This window comes from Cytophaga sp., assembly GCF_051961495.1.
Taxonomy (GTDB): domain Bacteria; phylum Bacteroidota; class Bacteroidia; order Cytophagales; family Cytophagaceae; genus Cytophaga.
Genome location: NZ_JBQCDF010000005.1, coordinates 38,762 through 65,386, shown reverse-complemented (window position 1 = coordinate 65,386; position 26,625 = coordinate 38,762). Strand labels below are relative to the sequence as shown.

The window sequence follows — 26,625 nt, the reverse complement described above, 5'->3', positions numbered from 1 at the left end:
AACCTATTCTTTAAATATATATTCTTATAACAAAGAAACTCCAGTCATTTCTTTCGGCTTGGCAATACCCATTAATTCAAGGATTGTTGGTGCCAGATCACCCAGTTTACCGTCTTTTAATGTTCCTTTATATGTCTTGTCTACCAGAATGCATGGAACCAGATTGGTTGTGTGTGCTGTATTTGGCGTGCCGTCTTCGTTGATCATGTAATCAGCATTACCATGGTCAGCAATTACGATCGCAGAATAGCCATTCTCCAATGCTACATTGATTACTGCTTCGGCACAGTCGTTTACGGTTTCGCACGCTTTCACCGCAGCTTCAAATACACCTGTGTGGCCAACCATATCCGGGTTCGCAAAGTTAAGGCAGATGAAATCCGGTTCTTTGGTCTTTAACTCAACGATAATCTTGTCTTTAATTTCATTCGCGCTCATCTCAGGGGCAAGATCATAGGTTGCCACTTTCGGAGAAGCAGCCATGAGTCTTTTTTCACCTTTGAATGGTTCCTCTCTGCCTCCGGAAAAGAAGAAGGTAACGTGCGGATACTTTTCAGTTTCGGCAATACGAATCTGCTTTTTGTTGGCACCTTCAATCACTTCGCCCAAGGTATTTGAAAGGTTGTCCTTATCGAAGATCACCTTTACATTATTAAAGGTATCATCATAGTTGGTCATTGTCACATAATATAAGTCCAGCTTATACATGTTCTGCTCATGGAAATCTTTCTGTGTTAATGCAACCGTGATTTCACGTCCTCTGTCTGTACGGAAGTTGAAACAGATTACCACGTCCCCTGCTTCAATGTTGCCTACCGGTTTATCATTCGCATCTACCATAACCACCGGCTTGATGAATTCATCCGTTACACCTGCATCGTATGATTCCTGGATAGACTTTAACGCGTCTGTTGAATGCGTGCCGGTACCATGAACCATTACATCGTATGCCAGTTTCACACGTTCCCAACGGTTATCACGATCCATCGCATAATATCTTCCTATAATAGAAGCGACTTTACCTGCCGTACCGGCCATGGATTCCTGCAGTTCTTTAACAAAGCCGTAACCGCTTTTCGGGTCACAATCTCTGCCATCTGTAAAGGCGTGTACAAAAACATCTTTCAAACCATAGTCCTTAGCAATCGCACACAAACCTTTTACGTGGTTGATGTGTGAGTGCACACCGCCATCAGACACAAGACCTATGAAGTGAACTTTCTTATTGTTCTTTTTTGCATAGTCAAATGCATCTTTTAGCGCCGGCTCATTGCCTAAGGTTTTATTTTCAACAGCAAGGTTTATTTTTACCAGATCCTGATATACAATTCTTCCTGCTCCGATATTCATGTGTCCTACTTCTGAATTGCCCATCTGGCCCGCAGGCAAACCTACTGCCAGGCCAGAAGCCTCCAGTTTGCTGTGCGGATAATTTACAAATAGTGAATCTATGAACGGTGTTTTAGCTGCAGCGATCGCTGAAACCTTCGGATTTGTACCCAAGCCCCAACCATCAAGAATCATTAATAGTACTTTCTTATTCATTATTAATAGAGTTTAATATTTGTAAATGAGGTATAAAATTATGAATAAATTTTGTGAGTATCTGAATTATGTATTTAAAGTTTGAAGTATTTCATTCATAAGCATTTGTCAATAGCGATTACTTAAATACTTTTTTTTCGTAGTTAGACTGTATTAACTTAACTCATGCATGAATACTTCCGGTGTTTACGCTACCAACGAAACAATAAAAATTGTTAAACCATTTCATTTACTGGTTTTCAGTTCTTTACTGTAAAGAATTGTTGGATAAACCCTACGAAAGTAAATTAATTTGTCTGAATCACACTTATTGGCACTATTTTGGCTCTAAACAACTGTATATGAAAAGGATTTCACGTTCACATTTTGTTTTATTTTCTGCTCTGTTCTGCGCATTGTTTCAAATAAATGATACTCAAGCACAAACAGCAAAACCAATTGGTGACATCATTGAACAGATCCGCCTTTCCGTAAAGGCAGCGAATTCAAAAGAGCTGACTACGTATATGGGCGATATGGTCGAAATTCAGCTTCCGGATCAGGACCGTAACAATTACAGTCGTACCCAGGCCGAATTTGTGATGCGTGATTTCATGAAGAAGTTTCCTCCTGTCAATTTCACTTATATACATAAGGTTCTTGATAAAGAGGATTTTAAATTTACGATCGGCGAATATGCCTATGCGGGCGGAACCATGCGGGTAACAATGGTGATCAAGCCGGTAAGCGGTAAGTATTTGATCGACTCGATCGTAATTGAGCGTAAGTAATTTCAAATGGTTCGTTTTATATAGTATATTTTCACAGGAGTCCTCCGTCCCGATAGCTATCGGGACGGAGGACTTTCTGTTTCTATACATTCCATCAGCAGCTATACACTCCAATGATATTTATCTCTATATGAATCCTGAATTTTTAACGGATAAAAGTTAATTTTGCCTTTATGCAGTATTCATACATTACACCGGAAGCTATAGATACCTTCATTCACCAGGCATTGCAAGAAGATGTAGGCGATGGTGACCATACTTCTTTAGCCTCCATTCCCAAAGGCGTTCAGGGTAGGGCACAACTGATCCTGAAAGATTCAGGCATACTGGCCGGCATGGACGTGGCCAAGCGTATCTTTGAATGTGTGGATCCTGCGCTGCAGCTAACCATAAACATGAAAGATGGTGACCGCTTCGAACCGGGTCAGATCGCATTGACGGTTTCGGGTTCAGTACATTCCATCTTAACGGCGGAACGTCTTGTACTGAACACCATGCAGCGTATGAGCGGCATTGCCAGTTATACCAACCAGCTGCAGTCACTGATCGCACATACCAAAGCCAAAGTGCTTGATACCCGTAAAACCACTCCTAACTTCCGCATGCTGGAGAAATGGGCGGTTAAAATCGGCGGCGGTGTAAACCATCGTTACGGTCTTTTTGATATGATCCTGCTGAAAGATAATCATGTTGATTTTGCAGGCGGAATCAAACAGGCATTGCAGCATAGTAAAAAGTATATACAGGAAACCGGAAAAGACCTAAGGATAGAAATCGAAACGCGCAACCTGAAAGAAGTGCAGGAAGCCCTGGAAGAAGGCGGCGCTTTCAGGATCATGCTTGATAATATGTCGCCGGCACAGATGAAGGAAGCCGTGTTACTGATCAACCATAAAGCTGAAACGGAGGCTTCCGGCGGGATCAATGAAAACACTATTGTAGCCGTTGCCGAATCCGGCGTTGATTATATTTCCATCGGTTCCCTCAGCCACAGTTATAAAAGTAAAGATATGAGCCTGAAGGCCTTTTAATCTTTTACCTGTACACACCGGAATTTGACAGGCCAGAAAAAAGATTTTTGCTTACCTTGCAGGAAAATTGACTGAATAGAACAATAAATTAAAATTATACATGATTGTTAAAACAAAAAAATACCAGTTAACCCCGAAAGAATTTATCAAAGCAGGTTTATGGTCCATTGCAAAAGAACAGTGGTGGTACATTGTATTTCCTTTTCTATTGGGATGCGTAGCATTTGTATTACCGGATGAAAAATGGTGGTTCATTATCCCTGCAATATTGGTTCCAGCTTTATATACGCTCTTCTGGTACATCCAGTTTTTAGGTGCTTCCCAAATGGAACAAAGCAAGATGATGTTTGAGCGTATGAGCTATGAAATAGACAGCCGTCAGATCTTAATTAAACTGAACGAAAGACAAGGTAGCCCGGTTAAATGGGAAATGTTTAAGAAAGTTTATAAGCGTAAAGAAGATTTCTTATTCATGATGGGCAGAGGACAGTTTTTATTGTTGCCTTATAAGATCTTTACTGAAAATGACCTGCGTTTTGTAGAGTCTATTTTGAATAGAAAAGAATTGATTGCGAAATAAAAATTCCTTCGGAAATCAGCAACAAAAAGGCGAACCTAAACGGTTCGCCTTTTTGTTGCTCCAACTCTCCAAGGGTTTTAAACCCTTGGAGAGTTTTGTAATCATTAATACTTAATAATCTTTTTGATCTGTGTTTTCCCATCCCAATGCAGTACCAGCTGGTACATGCCTGCAGCCATATGCAAGGCAAGCTGACCCGCATCACCGCTGCTTTCAAATGTACCGCCCTGGATCGTATTGCCGGCCATATCAATGAATGTATAGCTTACAACTGTTCCTGTAGCTATTTGCATGTTTACATTCAATACATCATTACAAGGAATCGGGAACACAGAGATCTGTACTTCGCCGGAGCCCACCAGTACCGGTGTAGCAGTACTAATCGTTACTGTTTTGGAAACAGAGACTGTCTGACCCAATGGATTTGTTTCAAGCACAGAAACCGTTCCTCCTGTTGATCCGAAATTCACAACAATGGCATTCGTGCCTTGTCCGCTTACGATCGTTGCGCCTGCAGGTACTGTCCAATTATACGTCATGCCATCCTGGGAAGAAACGGAATAAATAACGGTTGTCTGGTTTGCATTTACGGAGCCTGGGCCTGTTACGGACGAATCAAAGGCAGGATTTGCTTTGATAGTCATCGTGATTGAATTTGAATTCACAGACTGAACGGACACGCAGCTTGCATTTGAGGTCATGGTAACACTTACCGCATTCCCATTTGTTAAGGCAGTTGTTGTATATGTTGCAGCCGTTGCGCCTTCAACAGGAGCGCCGTTTATTTTCCATTGGTATGCAGGGTTGCTTCCACCATTGGTTGCATATGCAGTGAATGTTACAGCCTGACCGGCATATGCCGTACTGCCGGGATTCACTTCAATGGTAACTGCTGCAGTAACTGCAGTTGCGACTGTAATAACAACCGGACCTGATGTAGCGGTATTGGCCGTTCTGCAGTTCGCATTGGAAGTCATTACTACATCAATTGTATTATTATTTGCCAGGTTTGATGTTGAATACGTGGCAGCAGTAGCACCCGAAATATTCGCTCCGTTCTTTCTCCACTGATAGGTTGGTGTACCGCCGTTTACCGGAGATGCAGTGAAATTAACCGTTGTGCCTGTACAAATCGTTGTTTGGGAGGCACTGGCCGTTACTGCAGGCGTAACGTTCGCATTGACTGTTATTGTGGCTTGTGCCGATGCTGCTGTATTTGCCGTTCTGCAATTTACAGTCGAGGTCATTACCACATCAATCTTATCGTTGTTTACTAATGTACTTGCAGCATATGTAGCACCGGTTGCACCTGAGATCGCCGTGCCGTTCTTTCTCCACTGATAGGTTGGCGTACCGCCGTTGGTCGGAACAGCGGTGAAGCTGACACTCGTGCCGGCGCAGATTGTAGTTGCCGAAGCTGAAATAGCTACGGAAGGCGTTATACTTGCATTAACGGTCATAACTGTCTGTGCCGATGTTGCTGTATTTGCCGAACGGCAGCTTGCTGTTGAAGTCATCACCACGTCAATCTGGTCGTTGTTTGCCAATGTACTCACCGTATAAGTAGCCGCTGTTGCACCTGAAATATTTGTACCATTCTTTCTCCACTGATAGGTTGGTGTGCCGCCGTTGGTTGGCGTAGCCGTGAAGGTAACACTTGTGCCGGCGCAGATCGTTGTTGCAGATGAAGCAATGCTTACAGCAGGTGTTACACTGGAAGTCACAGTTATGGTTGTTTGCGCCGATGTTGCTGTATTTGCCGAACGACAGTTTGCAGTAGAGGTCATTACTACATCGATTTTATCATTGTTTGCCAGAGTGCTTACCGTATACGTAGCCGCTGTTGCGCCTGAAATATTTGTACTATTCTTTCTCCACTGATAGGTTGGTGTACCGCCGTTGGTTGGCGTAGCCGTGAAGGTAACACTTGTGCCGGCGCAGATCGTTGTTGCAGATGCAGTAACGCTTACGGCAGGTGTTACACTGGAAGTCACAGTTATGGTTGTTTGCGCCGATGTTGCTGTATTTGCCGAACGACAGTTTGCAGTAGAGGTCATTACTGCATCGATTTTATCATTGTTTGCCAGAGTGCTTGCTGTGTAGGTTGCGGCTGTTGCTCCCGAAATGTCTGTGCCGTTCTTTCTCCACTGGTAGGTTGGTGTACCGCCGTTGGTTGGTGTAGCTGTGAAAGTAACGCTTGTGCCGGCACAGATCGTTGTTGCAGATGCAGTAACGCTTACGGCAGGTGTTACGCTTGCTGATACCGTAACCGTTGTGTTTGAAGCAGCCCCGCTGCCGCAGGTATTGGTAGGCACCACACTTACCGTACCGCCGGTAGTGCCAAAGCTAATCGTTATGGAATTCGTTCCTGCTCCTGCGGTAATGGTTGCTCCCGTCGGAACTGTCCAGGTATAGCCGGTTGCTCCCGTTACGCTCGCAATTGAATAGGTTATGCCGGTTGAATTTGCACAGGTGCTTGCTATCCCTGTTATTGCTCCTGCCGCTGACGGGTTTGTACAGGAGCTGCCTTTAAGCACAACTGTTCCCATGTAAGAAGGGTTTGTCCAAGCCTGATCCTGCGTTGCCGACCACGCCATTTTACCATCACGTGCACCGCCGTCATCATCGTCGTTAACCGCTACATCAAAACCTACTAATTGATTGACCGATGGTGTACCTGTTAATGTTGACCATGGAAAACGCATAGTCATGATGTAACCTGTTCCGTTGTCTGTTTTGGCAAATGTTACACCTGTGATCTTGCTGTTCTTTTCGTAAATGGTATTGTCATTCCACCTGAATGTATATTGAAAATCGTTCGCGCCGTATGTGGTTGCTTTGTTGTTGCCAATGTCGAAGAAAACTTCCACGGCATCATCATTGTAAATATCGGTGCCGGCATTATTGGTTTTTGTATTATCTGTTACATTGACCAACAGATAAAAATAACTCGCATCCCACATGGCTTTGTAATAAGCAGAAAGATCTGCGCTGTTTGAAATTGTTCCGTCAATAACATTGTTGAGTGCTGCTGTGCTGGCAGAACTCCATATCGTGCCTTCCGTTCCGTCTATTGCCGGCGCTGTGCCTGTCTGGTTTACAGCTTTATAAATGGAAACTGTTGTAGCAGCGCTTGTTGCCACATCACCGTTGGTATTTGTTGCCACGGCAGTAATACTCACACTGCCTGTTGCATTTGCTGTCCAGTTGATGGAATAAGGTGCGTTGTTATCTGTACCGATCAAAACCGTACCGGCATAAAATTCTACTTTTGAAATTGAACCGGATGTTACAGTTGTTGATGCACTGATCGTAATGGCATCACCTTCACTGGCTGTTGTTACAGTAGGCGCAGTAAGTGATACAGATGTTGTTGTAGATACAGACATTGTATATGGGTTCCAGAAATTACCTGTCTGCACAAACAGTCCGATCATCTGCAGAATTTTTGTAAAATATCCGCTTGTTAAAGCATCGTTTTTATTCTCTGCATACATGGCATTACAAAACTGCTGGTTTGCCGTTGTATTGGAAGCAGAAAGTGACATGGCTCCTATCGGACCAACAAATGCTGCATTATGATCTCCGCTGCCGGAACCATCCTGATTGATACCATCACCGCCTCTTACAGAACCTGCGCCACCTTTACTGATCCAGAGGGCTGTTTGTTTGTTCGTAATTGTCTGCATGGCAGAAGGGCCATACCAGATATAATCAACCCCTTCCCTCCATGGAGCACGACAGGCATCATAACCAAATTTATCCGGAGCTGTTCCGGAGCCGCTGCAGGATGAACTCGGCGGACCAGCAGGTGTACACCAGTTGGTAGCTAAGCCTGAAGTTGCGTGTGCATTGCTGATCAATAAACTTTCTGTCTTTTGAATGACATTATCCCAGAATGCATTCGCTGCCTGTCCGTTTTCCGCCATGAACACCTTGAAAACACGTGCATAGCCAGGGGCCTGGTAAGAAGGGTTTCTGCATGCCGGCTTCCAGGTATCACCATTTTCAAATGTATAATCTGAAGCATTGATCTCATGCGATTTTATTGCATTGATCAGCGCAACTGCATCTGTCTTATAGTTGTGCGGAGACGTAGTGTTTGGCCATTGATAGTTGGCAACAACCAATGCCATGGCAGCATCCAGTTCAGCATCTGTGGCACCGTTCTGGCCAATAACAGAGTTGCATCCGCTGATTTTCCAATGCATTACACCATTACCATTTCTATATTGCTTGTAATAAGCCCAAAGCCTGTTAAATAAATCCTTATCCGCTGCATAAGCGGCCAATAACATACCATATCCAATTCCTTCAGAAACTGTTTCAGAAGTATTGTCAAATTTTACCCTCGCTTTATCAGTGCCACAGTTTTCTATGTAATTCGTCTTCCAGGAATTGTACTTATCCGCAATCTCAGAAGCGCTGCCATATGATCCACTCGTTGGTAAAGTGGTTGGCATGATACCATATGGATACGACTTATTTGAACCGAAAGGGACAGTTGCTCCGGCAGGCGTATTGATCTGAGCATTTACCTGCATACTGAACAAACTCAGAACAACTAAAACAGCAAAACTGAATTTATTAACAATGTTTATCATATTTACCTCAATAATATGACTAATTTAATATTTAATTTACTTATAATGGTTTTCAGGTAAGATTAGTTTAATTTTTTAATATAATAGTACAATAATCAAATCTATACTCTCCTATTCGGCTTGTGCTTAAATGGTAATCCGGAGAAAAGGGGTATTGATGTGGGATTTTTTGGGGCTATTTATTCAAAAAGGGTTTTTTTTTAATAAATAGGTGGTATTAGGATATTAATAATCAGGCAGTGTAAGATTTGTTGTTTGAACAAACAATATTAGAATTTCTGGCTATTGAAACAGTTGAAAAAAGATAAAGCTGCTGCCATAAGCAAGCAAAGTCATATATGAAAACTGTATAAGCGGCCATTTCCAGCCTTTGGTTTCTCTGTATACAACTGCCAGAGTACTCATACATTGCATGGCAAACAGGTAAAATAAGAGTAATGAACCGGCACGGGCAACGGTGTAATATGGATTTCCTTCGGCATCTGTTTGATTTTTCATGGAATCACGCACCGATAATTCATCTTCAGCATTTCCTACACTATAAATGGTGGCCATGGTACCCACAAATACTTCCCTTGCTGCAAATGAGGTAATGAGGGCAATCCCTATCTTCCAGTCAAAACCGATCGGCCTGATCACCGGCTCTATGAACTTCCCGAAGTGTCCGGCATAAGATGTTTCCAATTTTGCCGAAGCTAACCGGGCCTCATATGGTTGAACCGTAACAGCAGAATCTGCAGCAACACGCTCTTCTGCCTGTTTCATCGCATCACCCGGACCATACGTAGCAAGCACCCATAAAAGAATGGAAATTACAAGGATAATCTTTCCGGCTTCGAAGGTGAAGGTCTTCACTTTTTCGACAATGGAAGTAACAACATTTTTGAGGCGCGGCCATTTATAGGTAGGAAACTCCATGATAAAATAGCTCTTCCCTTTTCCTTTCAGAATAATCTTTAAAAACCATGCACTGATTATTGCCATCAGGAAACCCAGCAGGTAAAAACCCATCAGTGCAATTCCCTGCAGGTTAAAAATGCCTAATACGGTTGTTTCAGGAATCATCAGACCAATCAATACGGTAAATACCGGGATACGCGCGGAGCAACTCATCAATGGCGTAACGATGATTGTAATCAGACGCTCTTTCCAGGTTTCAATGCTGCGTGTTGCCATGATTGCAGGCACCGCACAGGCAACCCCTGAGATTAATGGTACTACGCTGCGGCCACTAAGTCCGAACTGGCGCATGATCTTATCCATCATGAACATCACGCGCGACATATAACCGCTTTCTTCCAGTATGGCTATAAACGCGAACAGGAACGTAATCTGCGGTATGAAAATCAACACGCCCTGCAAACCTGATATAATTCCTTCGTTGATGAAGTCTTTTAAAATACCATCCGGCATAGCCCCCGCTATAAGGCCTTTCAGCCAACCGAAACTATCTTCAATCCAGACCATCGGTAATTCAGACCAGGCAAATATGGATTGAAAAATCAGGAACAGTACAACGAAGAAAATCATATAACCCCAGATCCGGTGTGTTACGAACCGATCGATGTTTTTGGTCCAGCGTATTTTCCCCTGGCGCGCATCTTCGCGCATGACTTTATGTATAATGTCGTGGATGGTTTCGTAGCGGGCCAATGTTTCTCTATACTGCAGGGAATTGCTCTGCAGGTGGTGTTTTTCAACCAGCTCAGAAATATCTGATTTTTCTTCGTCGGATAAGATCGATGTACGTTTGTGCAGATGGGCAAGCAGCAGAGCCATGTAATCGCTGGTAATTTTAAACCGCTTGCGGATATAGTCAACCACCGGACCAGCCACTTCAGCCGATTTATAAAAACTATCCGGCACTACATGCACGGGACATACCAGGGCTGCTTTCAGCGAATCAATTCCTTTTCCGGTGCGAGCGTTAATCTCAACAACCGGTACATTTAATTCTTTCTGCAAGGCAGGCAGGTCAAACGTGATGCCACCTTTCTCTGCCAGGTCAAGCATATTCAGGGCAAGGATAACCGGAAAGCCCAGATCTTTTACCTGCGTAAAAAGCAGTAAGTTTCTTTTTAAGTTGGAAGCATCAATCACAACCACCAATATGTCGGGGTTCTGCTGGCGCAGTGTTTCTGTAAGGTAATCAAATACTACCTGCTCATCCAGAGACCTCGGATATATGCTGTAGGTGCCTGGAAGGTCAATGATATCGGCCTGTATGGAAGGACTCAGGTTTGCAACACCGGTTTTTTTATCTACCGTTACACCGGGGAAGTTTCCTATTTTTTGATTTAAACCCGTTAAATAATTGAAAAGAGAAGATTTACCGGCATTGGGATTTCCAATTAATGCTACTTTTACTCTTTTCATCGGGTATTATAGATAATGTTTATGGCCGGGATTAAGAAAGCAAAATGGTTGAAGCTTCTTCCAGACGCATGGACAGGTTATAACCACACACTTTAATACAAATAGGATCGCCCAAAGGCGCTTTGCGATCCAGTTCAATTTCACAACCCGGCAGACAACCCATTTCAAGTAATTTTAAAGATGTTTCTTCATCTGTAAAACCACAAATGACTCCTTTTTCGCCAATATGTAGATCTGCAACGGTTTTAACAGGGATAGAGACAGGCATTTTTATTTAGACTGATTGTAAACAAAGGTACAATGCAGGCGCTAGCTCTGCAACAGAAATAGCTATAATTTCTTAAAGGGTGCTTAACATCATATTTATCAGATTGTAAGCTTTTAAATGAATAAAAAATAAATCAGGCAGAATAAAAAATACGCTTTACCCGTGCGCCCACGCTCGTCAGGATTTCATACGCGATTGTACCCGTCTTTTGGGCAAGTTCCGTCACCGTAGGGTTTTCTCCGAAAAGAATCACCTCATCACCTTGTCTGGCGTTAGCTTCGGTAACATCCACCATGCTCATATCCATGCATACGTTGCCAATGATGGGACAGCGCACGCCGTTCACAAGCACCTCTCCTACGCCATTGCTGAATCTGCGGTTATAGCCATCGGCGTAACCTACAGCAATTGTCGCGATTCTCGATGTTTTCGCCACTCTGCCTTTACGGCTATAGCCGACAGATTCTTCCGCAGAGATTTCCTTGATTTGGGAAATATGTGTTTTAAATACGCTGATTGCCTGCAGTTCGTTCTGATACATACCAGCGCTTTCTACACCATATAAACCAATGCCCAGGCGCACCATGTCGTAATGCGCCTGCGGAAACCGCATGATGCCGGATGAATTAGCAGCATGTTTTAAAAAAGAATATTGTAACGTGTTTTTCAGTGTTGCGGTTATTTCATCAAAATCTGAAAGCTGCTTTTGGGTGAAACCGTCGTGCTCCGCACTATCTGAAGCTGCCAGGTGAGTAAAGGCCGACACTACTTTTATGTTGGAATTGGAAGACAAAAGCATTGCTACCCCATTAATATCCTTTTTTTCAAAGCCAAGGCGCTTCATACCCGTATCAATCTTGATATGTATGTCTATGTGCTTGTTTTTTGCTGCTGCGTATTCTATGATCTGTTGCAACAGCACCGGTTCATAGATCTCCGGTTCCAGTTCATAACGTAAAATGGTATCAAAGCTTGAAAGCGTCGGGTTCATTACCATAATTGGCAATGTGATTCCGTTTTCACGCAAGTGTGCACCTTCATCGGCATAAGCAACCGCCAGGTAATCTACACCATGATACTGCAACAGCTGTGCAATCTCAAAACCTCCGCTGCCATAGGAAAAGGCTTTTACCATACACATGATCTTTGTGCCTGACTTCAGACGGCTTCTATAGACATTCAGATTATGTATAAGCGCGTCAAGATTAATCTCTAAAACCGTTTCGTGTACTTTATGCTGCAGTTGCGCTACAATTTTTTCGAATTGAAAAATACGCGCACCTTTTACAAGAATAACTTCTCTTTGAAATCTGAATTTTGCGAGGTCTTTAAAAAAATCTTCTGTCGAATTATAATAATCCACTTTTCCGGTATACGATTTCTTCAGTTCCTGAATTTCTGTTCCGATGGCAATCACCCGCTGCACATGGGCTGCCGTTAAGTTCGCTGCAACTTCTTTATATAACACAGTAGAATCAAGACCCGATTCCAGCACATCAGAAAGAATAACTGTTTTAGTTTCGCTTTGCTTCACGTGCTCTAAAAAATCCAGTGCAATGGATAAGCCTGCCAGGTCATTATTGTATGAATCATCAATGACATAACAACCGTCGTTCGCTTCTTTTAATGCCAGCCGCATTTCCAATGGCAGCAGCAGCTGTACCTTTCGCGCAGCCTCCTGTATAGAGTAACCCAGATAAAAAAGAGTTGTCGTAACGTGCAATGCATTTTCAACAGACGCTTCATCAACAAAAGGCAGATCGAGGACTCCTTCGGTATCTTTAAACAATACTCTGACCTTTGTTTGTATAGAATCTTTTTCGATGATTCTGTATTCAACAGCAGCCTTGCCTTTCAGCGACCAGTTAAATGAAGGAATGCCGGCAGCATGTATTTCCGCATCAACTTCTTCCTGATCTTTACAATAGATCAGTGCATCACATGCAAGAAAGAGCTTAAGCTTTTCATAGATTTTTTCCTGACGGTTATGAAAACCTTCATCATGCGCTGAGCCTATATTGGTAAAAATACCAATGTTGGGACGAATGATTTTTTGCAGGGCCTGCATTTCATTAACCGTTGAAATACCAGCTTCAAAAATTCCAATAGTATGCCGTTCATTGATTGCCCACACAGACAAGGGAACACCGATTTGTGAGTTATAGCTCCGAGGACTTTTAACGATGGAATATTCTGTGTTCAACACCTGGCTCAACCATTCTTTTACAATGGTCTTGGCATTGCTGCCCGTGATCGCAATAACCGGAATGCTAACCTGTGCTCTTCTATATGCAGCACATGCCTGCAGGGCTGCGACTGATGAGCTAACCCGTATTACTGTAGAGCCGGGAATTTTTTCAAGCGGAATATTTTTTTCAATAATAAAAACACGAACACCTTTATTGAATAACTCTTCAATATGGGCGTGGCCGTCGTGATGCTTACCGTCAATAGCAAAAAAAACAGCTCCTGCCGGAGCCATCAACTTTCTGCTGTCGAGTATTAATTGTTTTATTACGGTACCGGAATCCGCGGATTGTAAAACCTCTCCGCCAACAATCGTTGATAGCTGTTCAACTGATATGTCAATGCTCTTCATCGTGAGACGAAATATTTTCCGTTAGCTTAGAGAATTGCTTATAGTTCAATAACAATACAATACCGGCAATAAAGCAGAAGCAGGCAAGTATTGCATATGCATATACAATGTTTGAGCCGTCCATAAAAAACGGCAGTGTAAAGATCGAAAGAAAGATCAAGCGGAAAACCGTGTTCATCACATTGAAGAAACTGTTTACGCGGCCGGCCAATTCATTTGGAATCAATGAAAATAAATATGTAACGCGGAAAATTCTGGAACCTGCGTTGGTAAATCCTTTCAGAAATGCCACGTTGATGAAAATAATAACGGCACAGGTTACAGAGCTCAAAAGGAATATTGCACCCGTTGCAAAGGTTAATAAAACAACCGCTTTTAATACCGGCATTTTACTGAACAAAGTCTGGATAATTACACCGGAGAACAAAGCTCCTAAACCGTACATTAGTTCTGTAAGACCTAATACCGGAGCATCTTCTTTCAGGTGATTCAACACGTATGGAGTCATTAAGGCAAACTGCTCAATATAAACCACGATAAAGATTACAAATGAACAGATTCCGAATAAAGCTACCAGCTGATTGTTTTTAAGATACATGTAACCGGTTTTCAAACGCTCATACAGAGAGCCTTCATCGGATATGACAAGCTTCATGTTTGGCGAATACTTGATCAGAAGAATGATCAGGAATGAAACAAAATAAGCAATGGCATCAAAAAGAAAAATTTCATGAATCTCCCATCTTTCCAGTGTAACATAAATATCTGTAAATGGGACCTGAGCATTTTCAACGCCTTTCAACAGCATGGTACCCATAATAGCAGAACCCATTACGGTAGACTGACCAACAATTTCAATTAAAGATGTTATTTTCGTGTAATCTTTGGGCTTTGATAATTCCTGGGAGAAAGCATATAAATTGGGGTAATGGATTACATAACCAAACATGGTTAATGCATATACCATTATAATCAATATATTGGTTAATGAACCTTCTTTAAAGCCAAGTGAAGCAATTGAAAGAATGACGATACCGCCGACAAAGTTTGTACCCAGGAATACATCTTTACGGTTGAAACCATCAATGATGGAGCCTGCATAAAGCGCCCAGAATAATGAAGCAAGGGTAATGATTGTTAAGCTTAAGCTGAAAAAAGAATAATCATCTATCTTATTAAAATAATAAGGTATCGACATCATAGTAAAGCCTTGGGCAAAGCTTGAAACACCATTTGCCGTTAATAGAATTGCTAATGTTTTTTTATTTGTCAATTATCTTGTAATCTAAATTATAACCATCCCATGGAAGACAGAAAGACTAGAAAAGTTTACACTTCAGCTCAAGCATTTGTAAAAATTGCATCTTTTTGCGCTTACCAGGAACGCACCCAACAGGAAGTTCGCTCAAAGTTATACGAATATGGGATAAAAACAGATGAAGTTGAAGTAATTATTTCAAAATTAATTCAGGAGAACTTTTTGAATGAAGAGCGGTTTGCAAAGGCTTTTGCTGGCGGTAAATTCAGAGTAAAAAAATGGGGACGAAACAGAATTATAAGAGAGCTGGAAATGAGAGACTTGAGTCCGTATTGCATTAAATCTGCCTTAAAAGAAATTCCAGAGGGTGATTATATAGAAACTATCCACCAAATTATCAACAAGAAATCCACTGAAATTCTTTCAAAAAACTTATACCAGAAGAACTACAAAATTGCGCAGTATTTAATTTCACGTGGCTTTGAATCAGAGCTGGTGTGGGAGATTCTGAAAGTACAGAGTACGGAGTATTAAGTATAGAGTATGGAGTACAAAGAATAAAAAAAGCGGAAGAGCCTGATAGTTTCGGGGATCTTCCGCTTTTTTTATTTATTCAACGATTAACAATGAGTGCATGTAATTATATCGTCGACTTAGTACTTAATACTCTGTACTCCGTACTTCATACTCTATACTTTCTCTGCATGAAAAAACAATTTCTCATTCAATGCATTCAAGGCTTCATTTTTATTTCCGCCATTGATCAGAATAGAAATGTTTGAAGAACTTCCGCCGTAAGAAATCATACGCACAGGAATTGTTTCCATTGCATCAAACAAACGTTTGCCGATTCCTGTTTTCTCTTTGCCAAAATTACCAACCACACAGATGATTGTCTGGTCCATATCTACTTCAACAATTGAAAATTCTTTTAATTCTTTAACAATCTGATCCAGATTTTTAGCGTCATCAATCGTCAATGATACAGCAACCTCTGAAGTTGTGATCATATCTACGGATGTTTTATAGTTCTCAAATATTTCAAATACTTTGCGCAGGAAGCCGTGCGCCAAAAGCATTCTGCTTGATTTGATCTTGATTGCCGTAATGCCATCCTTCGCTGCAATAGCAGTAATATCGCGGTCAGACGGTGTGTTGTTGATTACAGTTCCTTTTTGTTCAGGCTGCATTGTATTCAGCAAACGTACAGGCACCTTACGTACCTGTGCCGGACGGATACAAGTCGGGTGTAAAATTTTAGCACCGAAATATGCAAGCTCGGCAGCTTCATCAAAAGAGATTTCCGGAATCGGGAATGTACGTTTAACAATTCTCGGATCATTGTTGTGCATACCATCAATATCTGTCCAGATCTGGATTTCTTCCATGCGTAAAGCCGCGCCAATCAAGGTTGCTGTGTAATCAGAGCCACCACGTTTTAAATTGTCAACTTCACCATCTGAATTCAGACATACATACCCTTGTGTGATATATAAATGTTTATTCGGAAACTTTGCTAATTGCTCATTCAGTTTTGTTTCGATGTAATCAAGCATCGGCTCACTGTCGGCATCTGTTTTCATGAAATCCAATGCCGGCAACAATGCTGATGAATAGCCTTGTTCAACCAGGTACTCCTGAAATAAATTCGTTGAAATGATTTCGCCTTGCGCCAAAAACAATCTTGTTTCTTTGTCACCGAAATCAGCTTTGCCTACATAACTCCTGATCAGGTCGTGATAGGTCTTTACAATTGCATGGCCTTTTGCTTTGCCCGCTTCTGTTGAATACAGTTCATCAACAAATGATTTGTACGGACCAAACAGGTTTGCAATAGCTTCTTCAGCTCCTTTGGAATCTTTATTTGATAATTTATTTGATATATCAACAAGCGCATTGGTTGTGCCGGAAACAGCAGATAATACTACGATCTTCGGGTCAGGGCTAGAGATCAATTTTGCGACTGAATGCATGCGCTCAGGCTTGCCTACTGAAGTACCTCCAAATTTTAGAACTTTCATTGTATTAATTAACGATTGATTTTGAGAATAATTTAAAAGGGTAATGCCAGCATTTTTAAGGCGGTGATAGCAGCTTCATCACCTTTATTGCCATGTTTGCCGCCGGCACGGTCAAACGCCTGCTCTTTGTTGTCTGTAGTAAGTACACCAAAGATTACAGGTTTATTATATTTCAGATTTACATCTGTGATTCCCGCAGATACAGCCTGGCAAATGAAATCGAAATGTCTTGTTTCTCCCTGGATCACACAACCCAGACATATTACTGCGTCTATAGATACCTTTTGTGCAAATCGCTGCGCACCCAGGCTTAATTCAAACGTGCCCGGCACATTCATGCGAATGATGTTTGCCTTTGGAATACCGTGCTTCAATAATGTTTCAACAGCACCTTCGTAAAGTGGTTCTGTAATTTCTTCGTTCCATTCAGCCACTACAATGCCGAATGTCTTGGAAGATAGATCCGGAATGACACCCGAATAGGTGCTTAAGTTTTTATCTGCGCTGGACATGTCTTATTCTTTATACAACACAAAAGGGATAAAACTTTTGCTTTATCCCTTTTGGCTTGCGATGTTTTTGTTAGAAATTATTCGGAAGCGGAAAGGGCCTGTGCCTTCGCTTTGTACTTCTTGGCATCTGCTACATCCTGAGACTTAGGAAAGTCTGTGATGATTTTATCGTATGCTTCTGCTGCTGATTTCCAGTCTTTATTTACTTCATATGCCAGTGCCAGCTTCATTAGATATGAAGGCGTCAACTGTTCGTTTGGTTTATGCTCAGCGGCCTTTTTGTAATACTTGATTGCGTTCTCACCATCTTTCAAATCAGAATATGCATCACCCATGGCAGCCCAGCTGCGAGCCTGCATGATTCCGTCGCTTGATGAATAGTTTTCCAGGTGGCTGATCGCCTGTTCAAATTTACCTTGCTTTAAATAAATAATACCTGTGTAAAATGCTGCCAGATTACCTGCATCTGTACCTGCGTATTCTTCTGCAACTTCCTCAAGACCCATAATCTCTTTTGCCGGGTTGCCTTTTAAAGCAAGCTCCAGAGAATCCTGCTCAAAATAGAATACAGCTGCTTCCATTTCTTCCTGTGCAGTTGTGCTTTTTTCAGATTGATTGTATTTATAGAATACAAATGCAGCAATCAATACAACAACAATCCCTAAACCTGCCAAAACCGGAGTCTTATATTTTTCAATTAATTCTTCTGTTGACATTCCAGTGTTTTTTGATTGTGTTGGTTGTTTTACTGCCTCAGCAGTATTTTTTTCGGTTAATTCAGCCATTATTATTTATAAAAAGTATTTATTATTCAACGATGAACGGATAGTCCGTTTGTGTGTACACATCTTTGTATGCTTCAGAAGCATCCGGATATGGAGACTCTTCTGCAAATTTAACCGCTGCATCTACAGTTGTTTTGATCTTCGCATCAATCGCTTCAAGATCTGCTTCTGTAGCATATTTCTTTTCAAGGATTGTTGTACGTACTTTTTCGATCGGATCCTGTGCCTTGTAAGACTCAAGCTCTTCTTTTGTACGATATTTAGCCGGGTCAGACATAGAGTGGCCTTTGTATCTGTATGTTCTGAATTCCAGTAAAGTAGGGCCGCCGCCAGTTCTTGCACGTGCAGCTGCTCTTGCTACAGCCAAATGAACTTCTTCAACACTCATGGCATCTACTGCTTCAGAAGGCATATCGTAAGATTCGCCGATCTGATACAATTCAGTTACATTCGATGTACGCTGTACGGAAGTACCCATTGCATAGCCATTGTTTTCAATAACAAAGATTACAGGGATGTTCCAAAGCATTGCCAGGTTGAATGTTTCGTGTAAAGCGCCCTGACGCACCGCGCCATCACCCATGTAGCAGATACATAGATTGTCTGTGCCTTTATACATTTCAGCAAATGCCAGTCCGGCACCCAAAGGAATCTGGCCTCCAACGATACCATGTCCTCCGGCAAAGTTTACTTCCTTATCGAAAATGTGCATTGAACCGCCTTTTCCTTTGGAAATACCTGTTGCTTTCCCGTACATCTCTGCCATAATTGCGCCAGGGTCTGTGCCCAAAACCAATGGCTGGCCGTGATCACGGTATGTAGTAATATAATGATCGCCTTTTTTCAACGCTGATACTGCACCTGCAGCACAAGCTTCCTGGCCAATGTATAAGTGACAGAAACCTTTAATCTTTTGCTGACCGTAAAGTTGTCCTGTCTTCTCTTCAAATTTTCTTACCAATTGCATTTTTTCATACCAGAAAAGGTATGTTTCTTTGGTAAATGCTCCTGCGGATTCTACCTTTGTTTTAGTGTTATCCTTCGCTTTTTCTTTAACACTTGCCATCTCTTCTTATTTGTGCTGTTTACAGTATACTTTGAAGGGCTAAAATAAATAAAATTCATGTATATTGAAAAGATAAGCCTGCTAAATTTCAAGAACTACCCTGAGCTGGAACTCTCTTTTTCGGAGCATATTAACTTATTGGCAGGCTTAAACGGAAGCGGAAAAACGAATTTGCTGGATGCAATTTATTGTTTGTGTTTGACAAAGAGCTTCTTAGCTTTTACCGACCAGCAGATGATTACCACCAACCAGGCATATTTTTCGGCCCTGGGCTGGTTTCACGAAAATTCAAAAGAATTTAAAATTCAATACGATTTTGACGGAAAAAAGAAGTCTTTTACCGTCGACAAAAAACCTTATACCCGGATTTCGGAACACATTGGCAAATTTCCGGCAATTGTTTTAACCCCGCACGATACGGATCTGATCCGGAACGGTGCCGAAGACCGCCGCCGGTTTTTTGATACTTTATTCTCCCAGGCGGATCATATTTACCTGGAGGCGCTGATCCGTTACACCCACTTTTTAAAACAACGGAATGCCCTGTTAAAGCAGGCTTCGGAAGGTGTGCTTATTGACCGTATTCTGATGGATGCGTACGATCATAACCTATTGCAGTCTGGCGCCATCATTGCCGGCAAACGCAATGAATACCTGAACCGCCTGCTGCCGGTCTTTCAGGAATATTATACGCTGCTGTCTCCTGATCATGAGCGTACCACCATTGAATACGAGACGAAAGTTCTCGCTCCTGATTTCGAAAAAACATATAAGGATTCGTATTCAAAAGACCTGATCCTGCAGCGTACCAATAAAGGAATTCATAAAGATGATTTCAAATTTATCATCAACGGGGAGGCCGTAAAGCAATACGGATCTCAAGGGCAGCAAAAAACGTTTGTGATTGCCCTGAAGCTTGCGCAATACGAGCTTTTGAAAGCATGTACCGGCCATACACCTATTTTACTGATGGATGATATTTTTGATAAACTGGACGACCAGCGTATTGAAAAGCTGATTTCCCTGGTTCAAAAATATGTAAAAGGCCAGCTATTCATCTCAGACGCACGTCCTGATCGTTCCGGGACTTTTTTTCAGTCAAATACAAAAGAATTTCGTATGTTTATAATAGATCAGGGCAAGGTAAAGCAATCTGATCTCCGCTTTTAAAGAATAACTTTCTTATGTATAATAAACCTGAACGTGATTTTAAACGCAAAAAGGATTCATTAAGCATTGGTGATGCCATTGAGGACTGGATGGATCAGTTACGCGTCCGCGGAAAATACAAAGAAACGTATATTATTCAGAACTGGGAAAAAATCATGGGGGCGCCAATTGCCCGCAGAACAACCAATCTTTATATCCGTAATAAAAAACTATACATACATCTTTCATCAGCACCTTTAAAACACGAATTAAATCAATCCAAACACAAGGTAGTTGAGTTACTTAATAAAGCTTCGGGGGATAAAGTGTTAGAAGATGTAGTGTTCCTATAAATCTAATATATGATGGCTTTTAACCGTAAAACCAGCCTGTTTCTGCTTTTTGTTCTTTTCTTTCACGCTTCATCTTCCTGGGCGCAATATGCGCCTGAACAGATAAAAGGAGGATTGTTCGTTGAAAATAAAGGTCAATGGAACGGAAATGTACTTTACCGGTCTGAAATTCCTTCAGGCCAGTTGTATATAGAAAAGAACCGTTTTTTATTTAATTTTTATGATGCAGAGGCTGCTGCACATGCCGGCCATGGCAAGCATACCTCTCCATCAGGAGAAACCGGCAACGCAAAAACAGCCAAGGGTATTCAGGCGCATGCCTACGAAGTAGCTTTCTTAGGTTGCTCGCCAATCTCTTCAGCCAAAGGAATCAATCCTACTTCTTTCACTTACAATTATTTTAAAGGAAACGACCCAGCCAAATGGGGCAGCAATGCAAAAGCTTTCAGTCAAACCGTTTTAAACGATATTTATCCAAATACTTCCCTGGTTTGCTTTGGTCAGGAAACAGGCTTCAAATACGAATTCCATCTTGCCGCTGGCGCCGACCCTTCTGTTATCCAGCTGAAGTATTCCGGCGCTGACAGTGTGTATTTAAAAAACGGTGAACTGATTATTGAAACATCTGTTACTGATTTTTACGAACAGAAACCTTACGCTTATCAGGAGATCAATGGTAACCGCGTTACTGTTCCCTGCCAGTTTAAACTGGTAAATAATGTTCTGAGCTTTGTTTTCCCGAAAGGATATAACAAGAAAGCTCCTCTGGTTATTGACCCGCAGCTGATCTTCTCTACCTATTCAGGCTCTGTTGCTGACAACTGGGGCAATTCAGCAACCTATGATGAAGACGGCAATACATATATGGTGGGTATTGCTTTTTCCCAGGGTTACCCGGTAACACTCGGTGCTTACCAGACAACCTATTACGGCTACCCGGATATTGATTCGGATGTTGCGATCATGAAATTCAATCCGGTAGGAAAGTTATTATATGCTACTTATCTTGGCGGCGGAAATACTGAAGTACCCAGCAGCTGTATCGTAAACAGCAAAAAGGAACTTGTATTATTTGGCTTTACCTGTTCAGACGGCATTGTGTTCGGCGGACCGGCATTCCCGACTACTACAGGTGCTTATGACCAGACATTTAATGGCGGTACTCCGGTATATCCGATGGACCAAAGCGACAGAATTCTTTTTAATCCGGGTAGCGACTTGTTTATATCAACATTAAGTGCTGATGGCTCAAACCTGGTAAGCTCTACACTGATCGGCGGTTCTGCCAATGACGGGATCTCCTACATTTATGATACACTTACACAGAATTACGGTGACCAGTTCAGAGGTGAAATTTATTGCGACGCCGCTGATGATATTTACATTATTACGAAAACATTTTCCGCAGACATTATCAATACAACCGTGCCGGGTTATAACCAGACATACAGCGGCAACATGGATGCTTACCTGTGTAAACTGAACGGCGACCTGTCAGCCATGCAGTGGAACACCTACTGGGGCGGACCGCAGAAAGATGCGGGTTACTCCATCCGCGTGGCATCGGATAAAAGTGTATACATCACCGGCGGTACAACCAGCCAGAATTTACCTGGCACATCTGCCGGAATGAAACCAACGATGAATGCCAATGACCTGGATGGTTATATCGCCCATTTCAGCGCTGATGGAACAACGCTTCTGCACGCAACGTATGTGGGCACAAACAAGTTTGACCAATGTTTCTTTATCCAGCTTGATGCGTTGGAAAATATTTACGTATTGGGACAGACACTTGGCAATTATCCTATGTCTGCCGGTGTTTACGGTAAACCAAAAACCGGACAGTTTATACAGAAGATTGATCCCACGCTTACTACCGGGTTATTATCGACCACATTCGGTAATGCTACCAATGCCATCAGCATTGTACCTACGGCGTTTCTTGTAAACAAATGCGACAACATTCTGATATCCGGCTGGGGCGGAAACGTCAACCATTACCTGAATGCTTATTCGGGCGGAACTACATTCGGTCTTGATGTTACAAGCAACGCGTTGTACAAAACAACAGACGGCTCTGACTTCTATTTGCTGGTACTGGAGAAAGGATTCAATAGTTTGCTGTATGCAACATATTATGGTGGTTATGGTGAAGACGACCACGTTGACGGCGGAACAAGCCGATTTGATAAAAACGGAATTGTTTATCAGTCTGTATGCGGCAGCTGCGGCGGTACATCTTTCTTCCCTGTTACACCAAATGCGCAGTCCAAAACAAACAACTCATACAATTGTAACAACGCCTGCTTTAAGTTTGACTTATCTAACCTGCGTGCCGATTTCCTCATTGATACTGCTAGCGGTTGTGGCTCCACAACCGTGCACCTGACCAATACCAGTACCGGCGGTGTATTCTATGAATGGGACTTGGGAGATGGTACAAAAATAAGCAATACCAGCCCTATCACGCATACTTATGACAAACCCGGCAAATACATTATTAAACTTGTTGTAACCGATCTTACAACCTGTATCGGAAAAGACACGGCAAAGAAGACCGTAACGATCTATCCGCTTCCTTCCATTGGTGTTAACCTTTCTGACACCACGATATGTAATGGTGACACAATCAGCATACTTAAAAACTGTAATCCATATTATACTTATTCCTGGTCGCCTACAACGGAAGTAATTAACCCGAATGTTTGTGATGCGCTGTTCCATCCAAGTCAAACAAGGCCTTATTACCTGACTGTTGTTGATACAAACAAATGCGTGCTTCAAGACACCGTGCTCATTCATGTAGCCACGCTCTCCGCAGGCGTGGACTGGGAGAACTTAACGCCCTGCAACGGCAAATTAACTGTACGGCTGTACAACCCAAGCAGCGGTCCGCTGCACTATCTGTGGACATTCGGCGACGGGCATTCCTCAACAGACGTATCACCTATACATGAATACGAAAAAGAAGGATCTTATCCTGTTTCCGTTAGTATATACAACGATTATTGTGCAGCCACGGCTGTTGGCATGATAAAAATTGAGAATATTATTATTCCAAATCTGTTTACACCAAATGGTGATGCTAAAAATGATTGCTTTGAGATCAAAGGCTTGTATCCAAACTGGCATGTAGAAATCTATAATGCCTGGAGTAAATGTGTGTTTAAATCTGAATCATACAAAAATGATTTCTGCGCCGAGGATGTGAGCTCAAGTGTTTACTACTACTGGATCTGCGCGCCTTATGGAGATTGCTGTAAAAGCTGGGTACAGATCATCAAAGACAAATAACCGCACAGATGAAAAAATTCTTATTTATTTTCTCCTGTATTCTTTTTTACTGTACTGCCTATTCTCAGGATGCAGGTCCGGTGGCAACCATACCGGTAGAGCTGGGTCGCACCATTCAATATCAATCCACAGCTGATTGGGTGAAAACTTCTTTTTACCAGGATAAGAAGAAAGGTGTTGAAATACTCAACTATGAACGCAAAGCGGTAGAGACAGAAGCGAATAAACGTTTCGTCGCAACGCAGGCCTGCAAAACAGAGCCTGCACGTGGAGTTGATATTAAAACATATTCCCTGGCTAGCCTTGCTTTTTTTCAAAAGAAGAAAGACTTTAAAATTTTAAAAACCATTACGCATACCGATGGATTGCTGCAGATAGCCTATGCCATTGGTTACTGGGCTGCTTACATCGATGATGCCGGTATCCCACATAAAGTTATTATCGTCCACGGCATCCACCCGAATGGAAATGGGTTCCAGTTTTTTATTGATTGTCCGGAGCCGGTATTTGTAACACTGGAAGAAGAAATTACAGCCCAGGTCCGTTCGCTGCAGATTAAATAAAGCATCTGATAAAAAATTATCAATCACCCCCTGTAGGTTTTTTCTTTAAGGTTCCTGACTAAATAAAAAAGAAGCGACGTGTTGGGAATCACATCGCTTCTAAACTTTAACAGGTTATTATGAACAGGAAAATTTGTTATCTATTACTGTTAATTCCTTTTCCCGTTTGAAAGTAACCCCTTTTTTGAATATTTTTTTGCTGAAACAACGATTTTTAAATATCTGTTTTACAATGAATTACAAAAACAAATCAGGATTCATACCTCTAAATCGGCTGATTATCTTCAAACAATTTACTTGTAAAAAGAATATGTTTTGAAGGTGTTTTGGGCAGTGATCAGGTAGCCAATAATAATCCTGTCTTCCAAATCAACGATCCGGATTAATTCAGGTGTCTTGTCTTTGAACATCGCAGTTTCAAAATTGCTTACCCGCTCGCGCAGGGATATTGGTACAATACCAGGTTCCTGTTGAAAGGAGGCGGAATCAATCATGCTGTGGAAATAGATCGTACGAATAGTTGTGGTAGTACTGTTATATGGATAATAACCTGAGTATCCATTGTAATAACCCGGCGCTCCATATCCATAATTTCCCATACCCATGCCGCCCATACCACCATACCCCATTCCCATACCGCCATATCCCATACCCATACCACCGTATCCCATGCCCATACCCATACCGATCGAAAAGTTCGGGCCATTTCCTGCATTCGGGCTATTGCCGTAACCTCCGGAAACGTATTCTTCATAACTGCCAATCTCCACTACATAAATACTGTCTTTTCTGTTTACAGAAATGCTCAGGTTACTTGCAAGTGCTTTTTTGAAAAACTCCTGTGTGTCTTCCAATACTCTTTGTTTATCGGAGCTATTCTCCTGGATAATGGCGCCATTTTTAAAATCAATAACATTTTGTGGCGTCGCGTAAAAAGTTGCATAAGTATTATTCGAATCAACATTCAATACCGTAAACGTTAGTTGCTCTGGTGTCATCGTTACCCTGAACAATTTATCTTCGAACAAAAAGGAGTTGCCTTGCTTTTTGGATGAATGATTTCCTTTATTCTGGTTAAACACAAACTGTTTATAGGTACAGGTACTTTTTACAACATCGATATGAATAACACTTGTATAGTCCGGATCATCAAAGATCAGATAAATATTGTTACCAAACGTATAGATCTTTTTTGTTGCGCGCGCAGACTTGACATTATTTTCTACCTTATAATTGACACGGTCAATGCCTAAAGTTGCTTCCGGCTCTTCATTCAACAGATTGTTTCCTGAGCCCAATCGTTTATACATGTCGGGCATTTCAACCCCGAAAGTAGTCTGGTTTAATTTATTTTCCGAAACAGCATGCAGCGTCAGTTCATTCTTTCCACTGGTTGCTGTAAGAATATAAAAGGTATCATTCAGGAAGAAACTTTTCAGGAATTTTGAAGAATAAGGCAGTTGTCCTACGGTTCTTTTTAACATATTCCCGCTCTGTCTGTTCACGCTTAGTTGAGTAATGCCTCTTGTGTGTTCACTGAAAAAATAGATGGTGCAGCTATCACCGGTCAATTGCGTTCCAAGATAAGCATCGCGGGTAATCTGCGGCGGAATCGTAAGAACGAGATCCGATTGTTTTTTATTTTGCCTGTCAAAAAAAGTTACCTCCAGGTTTTTGCTCGTTTGAAATACAAACACATAATTCCCTGCTGTATCAACCGCTGAATAGATGTTCTGTGCTTTTTTAACAAGCAGTTCATATTCACTTTCTGCATTTTGTGCAGAACTGAGCAATGCTGTAAACAAACAGATACTAAAAAATATATATGTAATTATTCTTTGGGTCATC

Annotated in this window: 19 protein-coding genes; 8 read left to right on the top strand and 11 right to left on the bottom strand. The window is 41.8% G+C overall.

What is annotated here, in order from left to right:
* Window positions 1–24: 24 nt before the first annotated feature.
* A complete protein-coding gene (gpmI, locus tag ACTHJT_RS00575; protein ID WP_440235608.1) occupies window positions 25–1,545 on the bottom strand; it encodes a 2,3-bisphosphoglycerate-independent phosphoglycerate mutase in 1,521 nt (506 codons plus the stop codon).
* Window positions 1,546–1,886: 341 nt separating this feature from the next.
* On the opposite strand from gpmI, the gene ACTHJT_RS00570 reads away from it, so the two are divergent.
* The 3 genes from ACTHJT_RS00570 (at window position 1,887) to ACTHJT_RS00560 (ending at window position 3,926) form a co-directional block, all read left to right on the top strand.
* Window positions 1,887–2,315, top strand: a complete 429-nt coding sequence (locus ACTHJT_RS00570; RefSeq protein WP_440235607.1) for a DUF4783 domain-containing protein — start codon at window positions 1,887–1,889, stop codon at window positions 2,313–2,315.
* 173 nt (window positions 2,316–2,488) lie between these two features.
* Window positions 2,489–3,346, top strand: a complete 858-nt coding sequence (gene nadC, locus ACTHJT_RS00565; protein WP_440235606.1) for a carboxylating nicotinate-nucleotide diphosphorylase — start codon at window positions 2,489–2,491, stop codon at window positions 3,344–3,346.
* 100 nt (window positions 3,347–3,446) lie between these two features.
* On the top strand, window positions 3,447–3,926 hold the full coding sequence (locus ACTHJT_RS00560; protein ID WP_440235605.1) for a YcxB family protein: 480 nt from the start codon (window positions 3,447–3,449) through the stop codon (window positions 3,924–3,926).
* Window positions 3,927–4,030: 104 nt separating this feature from the next.
* Here ACTHJT_RS00560 and ACTHJT_RS00555 read toward each other — a convergent pair whose 3' ends face one another.
* The 5 genes from ACTHJT_RS00555 to ACTHJT_RS00535 all read right to left on the bottom strand — a co-directional run bounded on the left by ACTHJT_RS00555 (window position 4,031) and on the right by ACTHJT_RS00535 (window position 15,046).
* Window positions 4,031–8,530 (bottom strand): glycosyl hydrolase family 8, encoded by a 4,500-nt coding sequence (locus ACTHJT_RS00555; RefSeq protein ID WP_440235603.1) that lies wholly within the window; start codon window positions 8,528–8,530, stop codon window positions 4,031–4,033.
* 282 nt (window positions 8,531–8,812) lie between these two features.
* Window positions 8,813–10,906, bottom strand: coding sequence for a ferrous iron transport protein B (gene feoB, locus ACTHJT_RS00550; protein ID WP_440235602.1), 2,094 nt, complete (start codon window positions 10,904–10,906; stop codon window positions 8,813–8,815).
* Between the two features lie 31 nt (window positions 10,907–10,937).
* Window positions 10,938–11,174: a FeoA family protein gene (locus ACTHJT_RS00545; protein ID WP_440235600.1), complete on the bottom strand. Its 237-nt coding sequence runs from the start codon at window positions 11,172–11,174 to the stop codon at window positions 10,938–10,940.
* Between the two features lie 133 nt (window positions 11,175–11,307).
* Window positions 11,308–13,773 (bottom strand): bifunctional UDP-N-acetylmuramoyl-tripeptide:D-alanyl-D-alanine ligase/alanine racemase, encoded by a 2,466-nt coding sequence (locus tag ACTHJT_RS00540; RefSeq protein ID WP_440235598.1) that lies wholly within the window; start codon window positions 13,771–13,773, stop codon window positions 11,308–11,310.
* Window positions 13,760–15,046 carry an MFS transporter gene (locus ACTHJT_RS00535; protein WP_440235597.1) on the bottom strand — a complete coding sequence of 429 codons (1,287 nt, stop codon included), beginning with the start codon at window positions 15,044–15,046 and terminating at the stop codon, window positions 13,760–13,762. The genes ACTHJT_RS00540 and ACTHJT_RS00535 overlap by 14 nt, the downstream gene beginning before the upstream one ends.
* 30 nt (window positions 15,047–15,076) lie before the next feature.
* Between ACTHJT_RS00535 and ACTHJT_RS00530 the strand changes: the two genes are divergently transcribed.
* On the top strand, window positions 15,077–15,565 hold the full coding sequence (locus ACTHJT_RS00530) for a regulatory protein RecX (protein WP_440235596.1): 489 nt from the start codon (window positions 15,077–15,079) through the stop codon (window positions 15,563–15,565).
* 155 nt (window positions 15,566–15,720) lie between these two features.
* Here ACTHJT_RS00530 and ACTHJT_RS00525 read toward each other — a convergent pair whose 3' ends face one another.
* The 4 genes from ACTHJT_RS00525 to pdhA all read right to left on the bottom strand — a co-directional run bounded on the left by ACTHJT_RS00525 (window position 15,721) and on the right by pdhA (window position 19,415).
* Window positions 15,721–17,052, bottom strand: coding sequence for an aspartate kinase (locus tag ACTHJT_RS00525; protein ID WP_440235595.1), 1,332 nt, complete (start codon window positions 17,050–17,052; stop codon window positions 15,721–15,723).
* Window positions 17,053–17,084: 32 nt separating this feature from the next.
* Window positions 17,085–17,564, bottom strand: a complete 480-nt coding sequence (ribH, locus tag ACTHJT_RS00520) for a 6,7-dimethyl-8-ribityllumazine synthase (RefSeq protein WP_440235594.1) — start codon at window positions 17,562–17,564, stop codon at window positions 17,085–17,087.
* Between the two features lie 77 nt (window positions 17,565–17,641).
* Window positions 17,642–18,349, bottom strand: a complete 708-nt coding sequence (locus ACTHJT_RS00515) for a tetratricopeptide repeat protein (protein ID WP_440235593.1) — start codon at window positions 18,347–18,349, stop codon at window positions 17,642–17,644.
* Between the two features lie 22 nt (window positions 18,350–18,371).
* Window positions 18,372–19,415 carry a pyruvate dehydrogenase (acetyl-transferring) E1 component subunit alpha gene (pdhA, locus tag ACTHJT_RS00510; protein ID WP_440235591.1) on the bottom strand — a complete coding sequence of 348 codons (1,044 nt, stop codon included), beginning with the start codon at window positions 19,413–19,415 and terminating at the stop codon, window positions 18,372–18,374.
* A gap of 57 nt (window positions 19,416–19,472) precedes the next feature.
* Here pdhA and recF point away from each other — a divergent pair, with 57 nt between their 5' ends.
* Genes recF through ACTHJT_RS00490 form a run of 4 tightly spaced genes read left to right on the top strand, consistent with a single transcriptional unit; the run spans window position 19,473 to window position 24,777 of the window.
* Window positions 19,473–20,585: a DNA replication/repair protein RecF gene (gene recF / locus ACTHJT_RS00505; RefSeq protein ID WP_440235590.1), complete on the top strand. Its 1,113-nt coding sequence runs from the start codon at window positions 19,473–19,475 to the stop codon at window positions 20,583–20,585.
* A gap of 14 nt (window positions 20,586–20,599) precedes the next feature.
* Window positions 20,600–20,917 carry a DUF721 domain-containing protein gene (locus ACTHJT_RS00500; RefSeq protein WP_440235589.1) on the top strand — a complete coding sequence of 106 codons (318 nt, stop codon included), beginning with the start codon at window positions 20,600–20,602 and terminating at the stop codon, window positions 20,915–20,917.
* 9 nt (window positions 20,918–20,926) lie between these two features.
* Window positions 20,927–24,214 carry a PKD domain-containing protein gene (locus tag ACTHJT_RS00495; RefSeq protein ID WP_440235587.1) on the top strand — a complete coding sequence of 1,096 codons (3,288 nt, stop codon included), beginning with the start codon at window positions 20,927–20,929 and terminating at the stop codon, window positions 24,212–24,214.
* 8 nt (window positions 24,215–24,222) lie between these two features.
* Entirely contained in the window at window positions 24,223–24,777 is a 555-nt protein-coding gene (locus ACTHJT_RS00490; RefSeq protein ID WP_440235586.1) for a hypothetical protein, read from the top strand.
* 293 nt (window positions 24,778–25,070) lie between these two features.
* Here the strand turns inward: ACTHJT_RS00490 and ACTHJT_RS00485 are convergent, their stop codons facing one another.
* Window positions 25,071–26,624, bottom strand: a complete 1,554-nt coding sequence (locus ACTHJT_RS00485) for a hypothetical protein (protein WP_440235585.1) — start codon at window positions 26,622–26,624, stop codon at window positions 25,071–25,073.
* Between the last annotated feature and the right edge of the window lies 1 nt (window position 26,625).

Bases quoted from the DNA above. Each gene is read 5' to 3' on its own strand.
- gpmI (WP_440235608.1), bottom strand. From the start codon at position 1,545: ATGAATAAGAAAGTACTATTAATGATTCTTGATGGTTGGGGCTTGGGT.
- ACTHJT_RS00570 (WP_440235607.1), top strand. From the start codon at position 1,887: ATGAAAAGGATTTCACGTTCACATTTTGTTTTATTTTCTGCTCTGTTC.
- nadC (WP_440235606.1), top strand. From the start codon at position 2,489: ATGCAGTATTCATACATTACACCGGAAGCTATAGATACCTTCATTCAC.
- ACTHJT_RS00560 (WP_440235605.1), top strand. From the start codon at position 3,447: ATGATTGTTAAAACAAAAAAATACCAGTTAACCCCGAAAGAATTTATC.
- ACTHJT_RS00555 (WP_440235603.1), bottom strand. From the start codon at position 8,530: ATGATAAACATTGTTAATAAATTCAGTTTTGCTGTTTTAGTTGTTCTG.
- feoB (WP_440235602.1), bottom strand. From the start codon at position 10,906: ATGAAAAGAGTAAAAGTAGCATTAATTGGAAATCCCAATGCCGGTAAA.
- ACTHJT_RS00545 (WP_440235600.1), bottom strand. From the start codon at position 11,174: ATGCCTGTCTCTATCCCTGTTAAAACCGTTGCAGATCTACATATTGGC.
- ACTHJT_RS00540 (WP_440235598.1), bottom strand. From the start codon at position 13,773: ATGAAGAGCATTGACATATCAGTTGAACAGCTATCAACGATTGTTGGC.
- ACTHJT_RS00530 (WP_440235596.1), top strand. From the start codon at position 15,077: ATGGAAGACAGAAAGACTAGAAAAGTTTACACTTCAGCTCAAGCATTT.
- ACTHJT_RS00525 (WP_440235595.1), bottom strand. From the start codon at position 17,052: ATGAAAGTTCTAAAATTTGGAGGTACTTCAGTAGGCAAGCCTGAGCGC.
- ribH (WP_440235594.1), bottom strand. From the start codon at position 17,564: ATGTCCAGCGCAGATAAAAACTTAAGCACCTATTCGGGTGTCATTCCG.
- ACTHJT_RS00515 (WP_440235593.1), bottom strand. From the start codon at position 18,349: ATGGCTGAATTAACCGAAAAAAATACTGCTGAGGCAGTAAAACAACCA.
- pdhA (WP_440235591.1), bottom strand. From the start codon at position 19,415: ATGGCAAGTGTTAAAGAAAAAGCGAAGGATAACACTAAAACAAAGGTA.
- recF (WP_440235590.1), top strand. From the start codon at position 19,473: ATGTATATTGAAAAGATAAGCCTGCTAAATTTCAAGAACTACCCTGAG.
- ACTHJT_RS00500 (WP_440235589.1), top strand. From the start codon at position 20,600: ATGTATAATAAACCTGAACGTGATTTTAAACGCAAAAAGGATTCATTA.
- ACTHJT_RS00495 (WP_440235587.1), top strand. From the start codon at position 20,927: ATGATGGCTTTTAACCGTAAAACCAGCCTGTTTCTGCTTTTTGTTCTT.
- ACTHJT_RS00490 (WP_440235586.1), top strand. From the start codon at position 24,223: ATGAAAAAATTCTTATTTATTTTCTCCTGTATTCTTTTTTACTGTACT.
- ACTHJT_RS00485 (WP_440235585.1), bottom strand. From the start codon at position 26,624: ATGACCCAAAGAATAATTACATATATATTTTTTAGTATCTGTTTGTTT.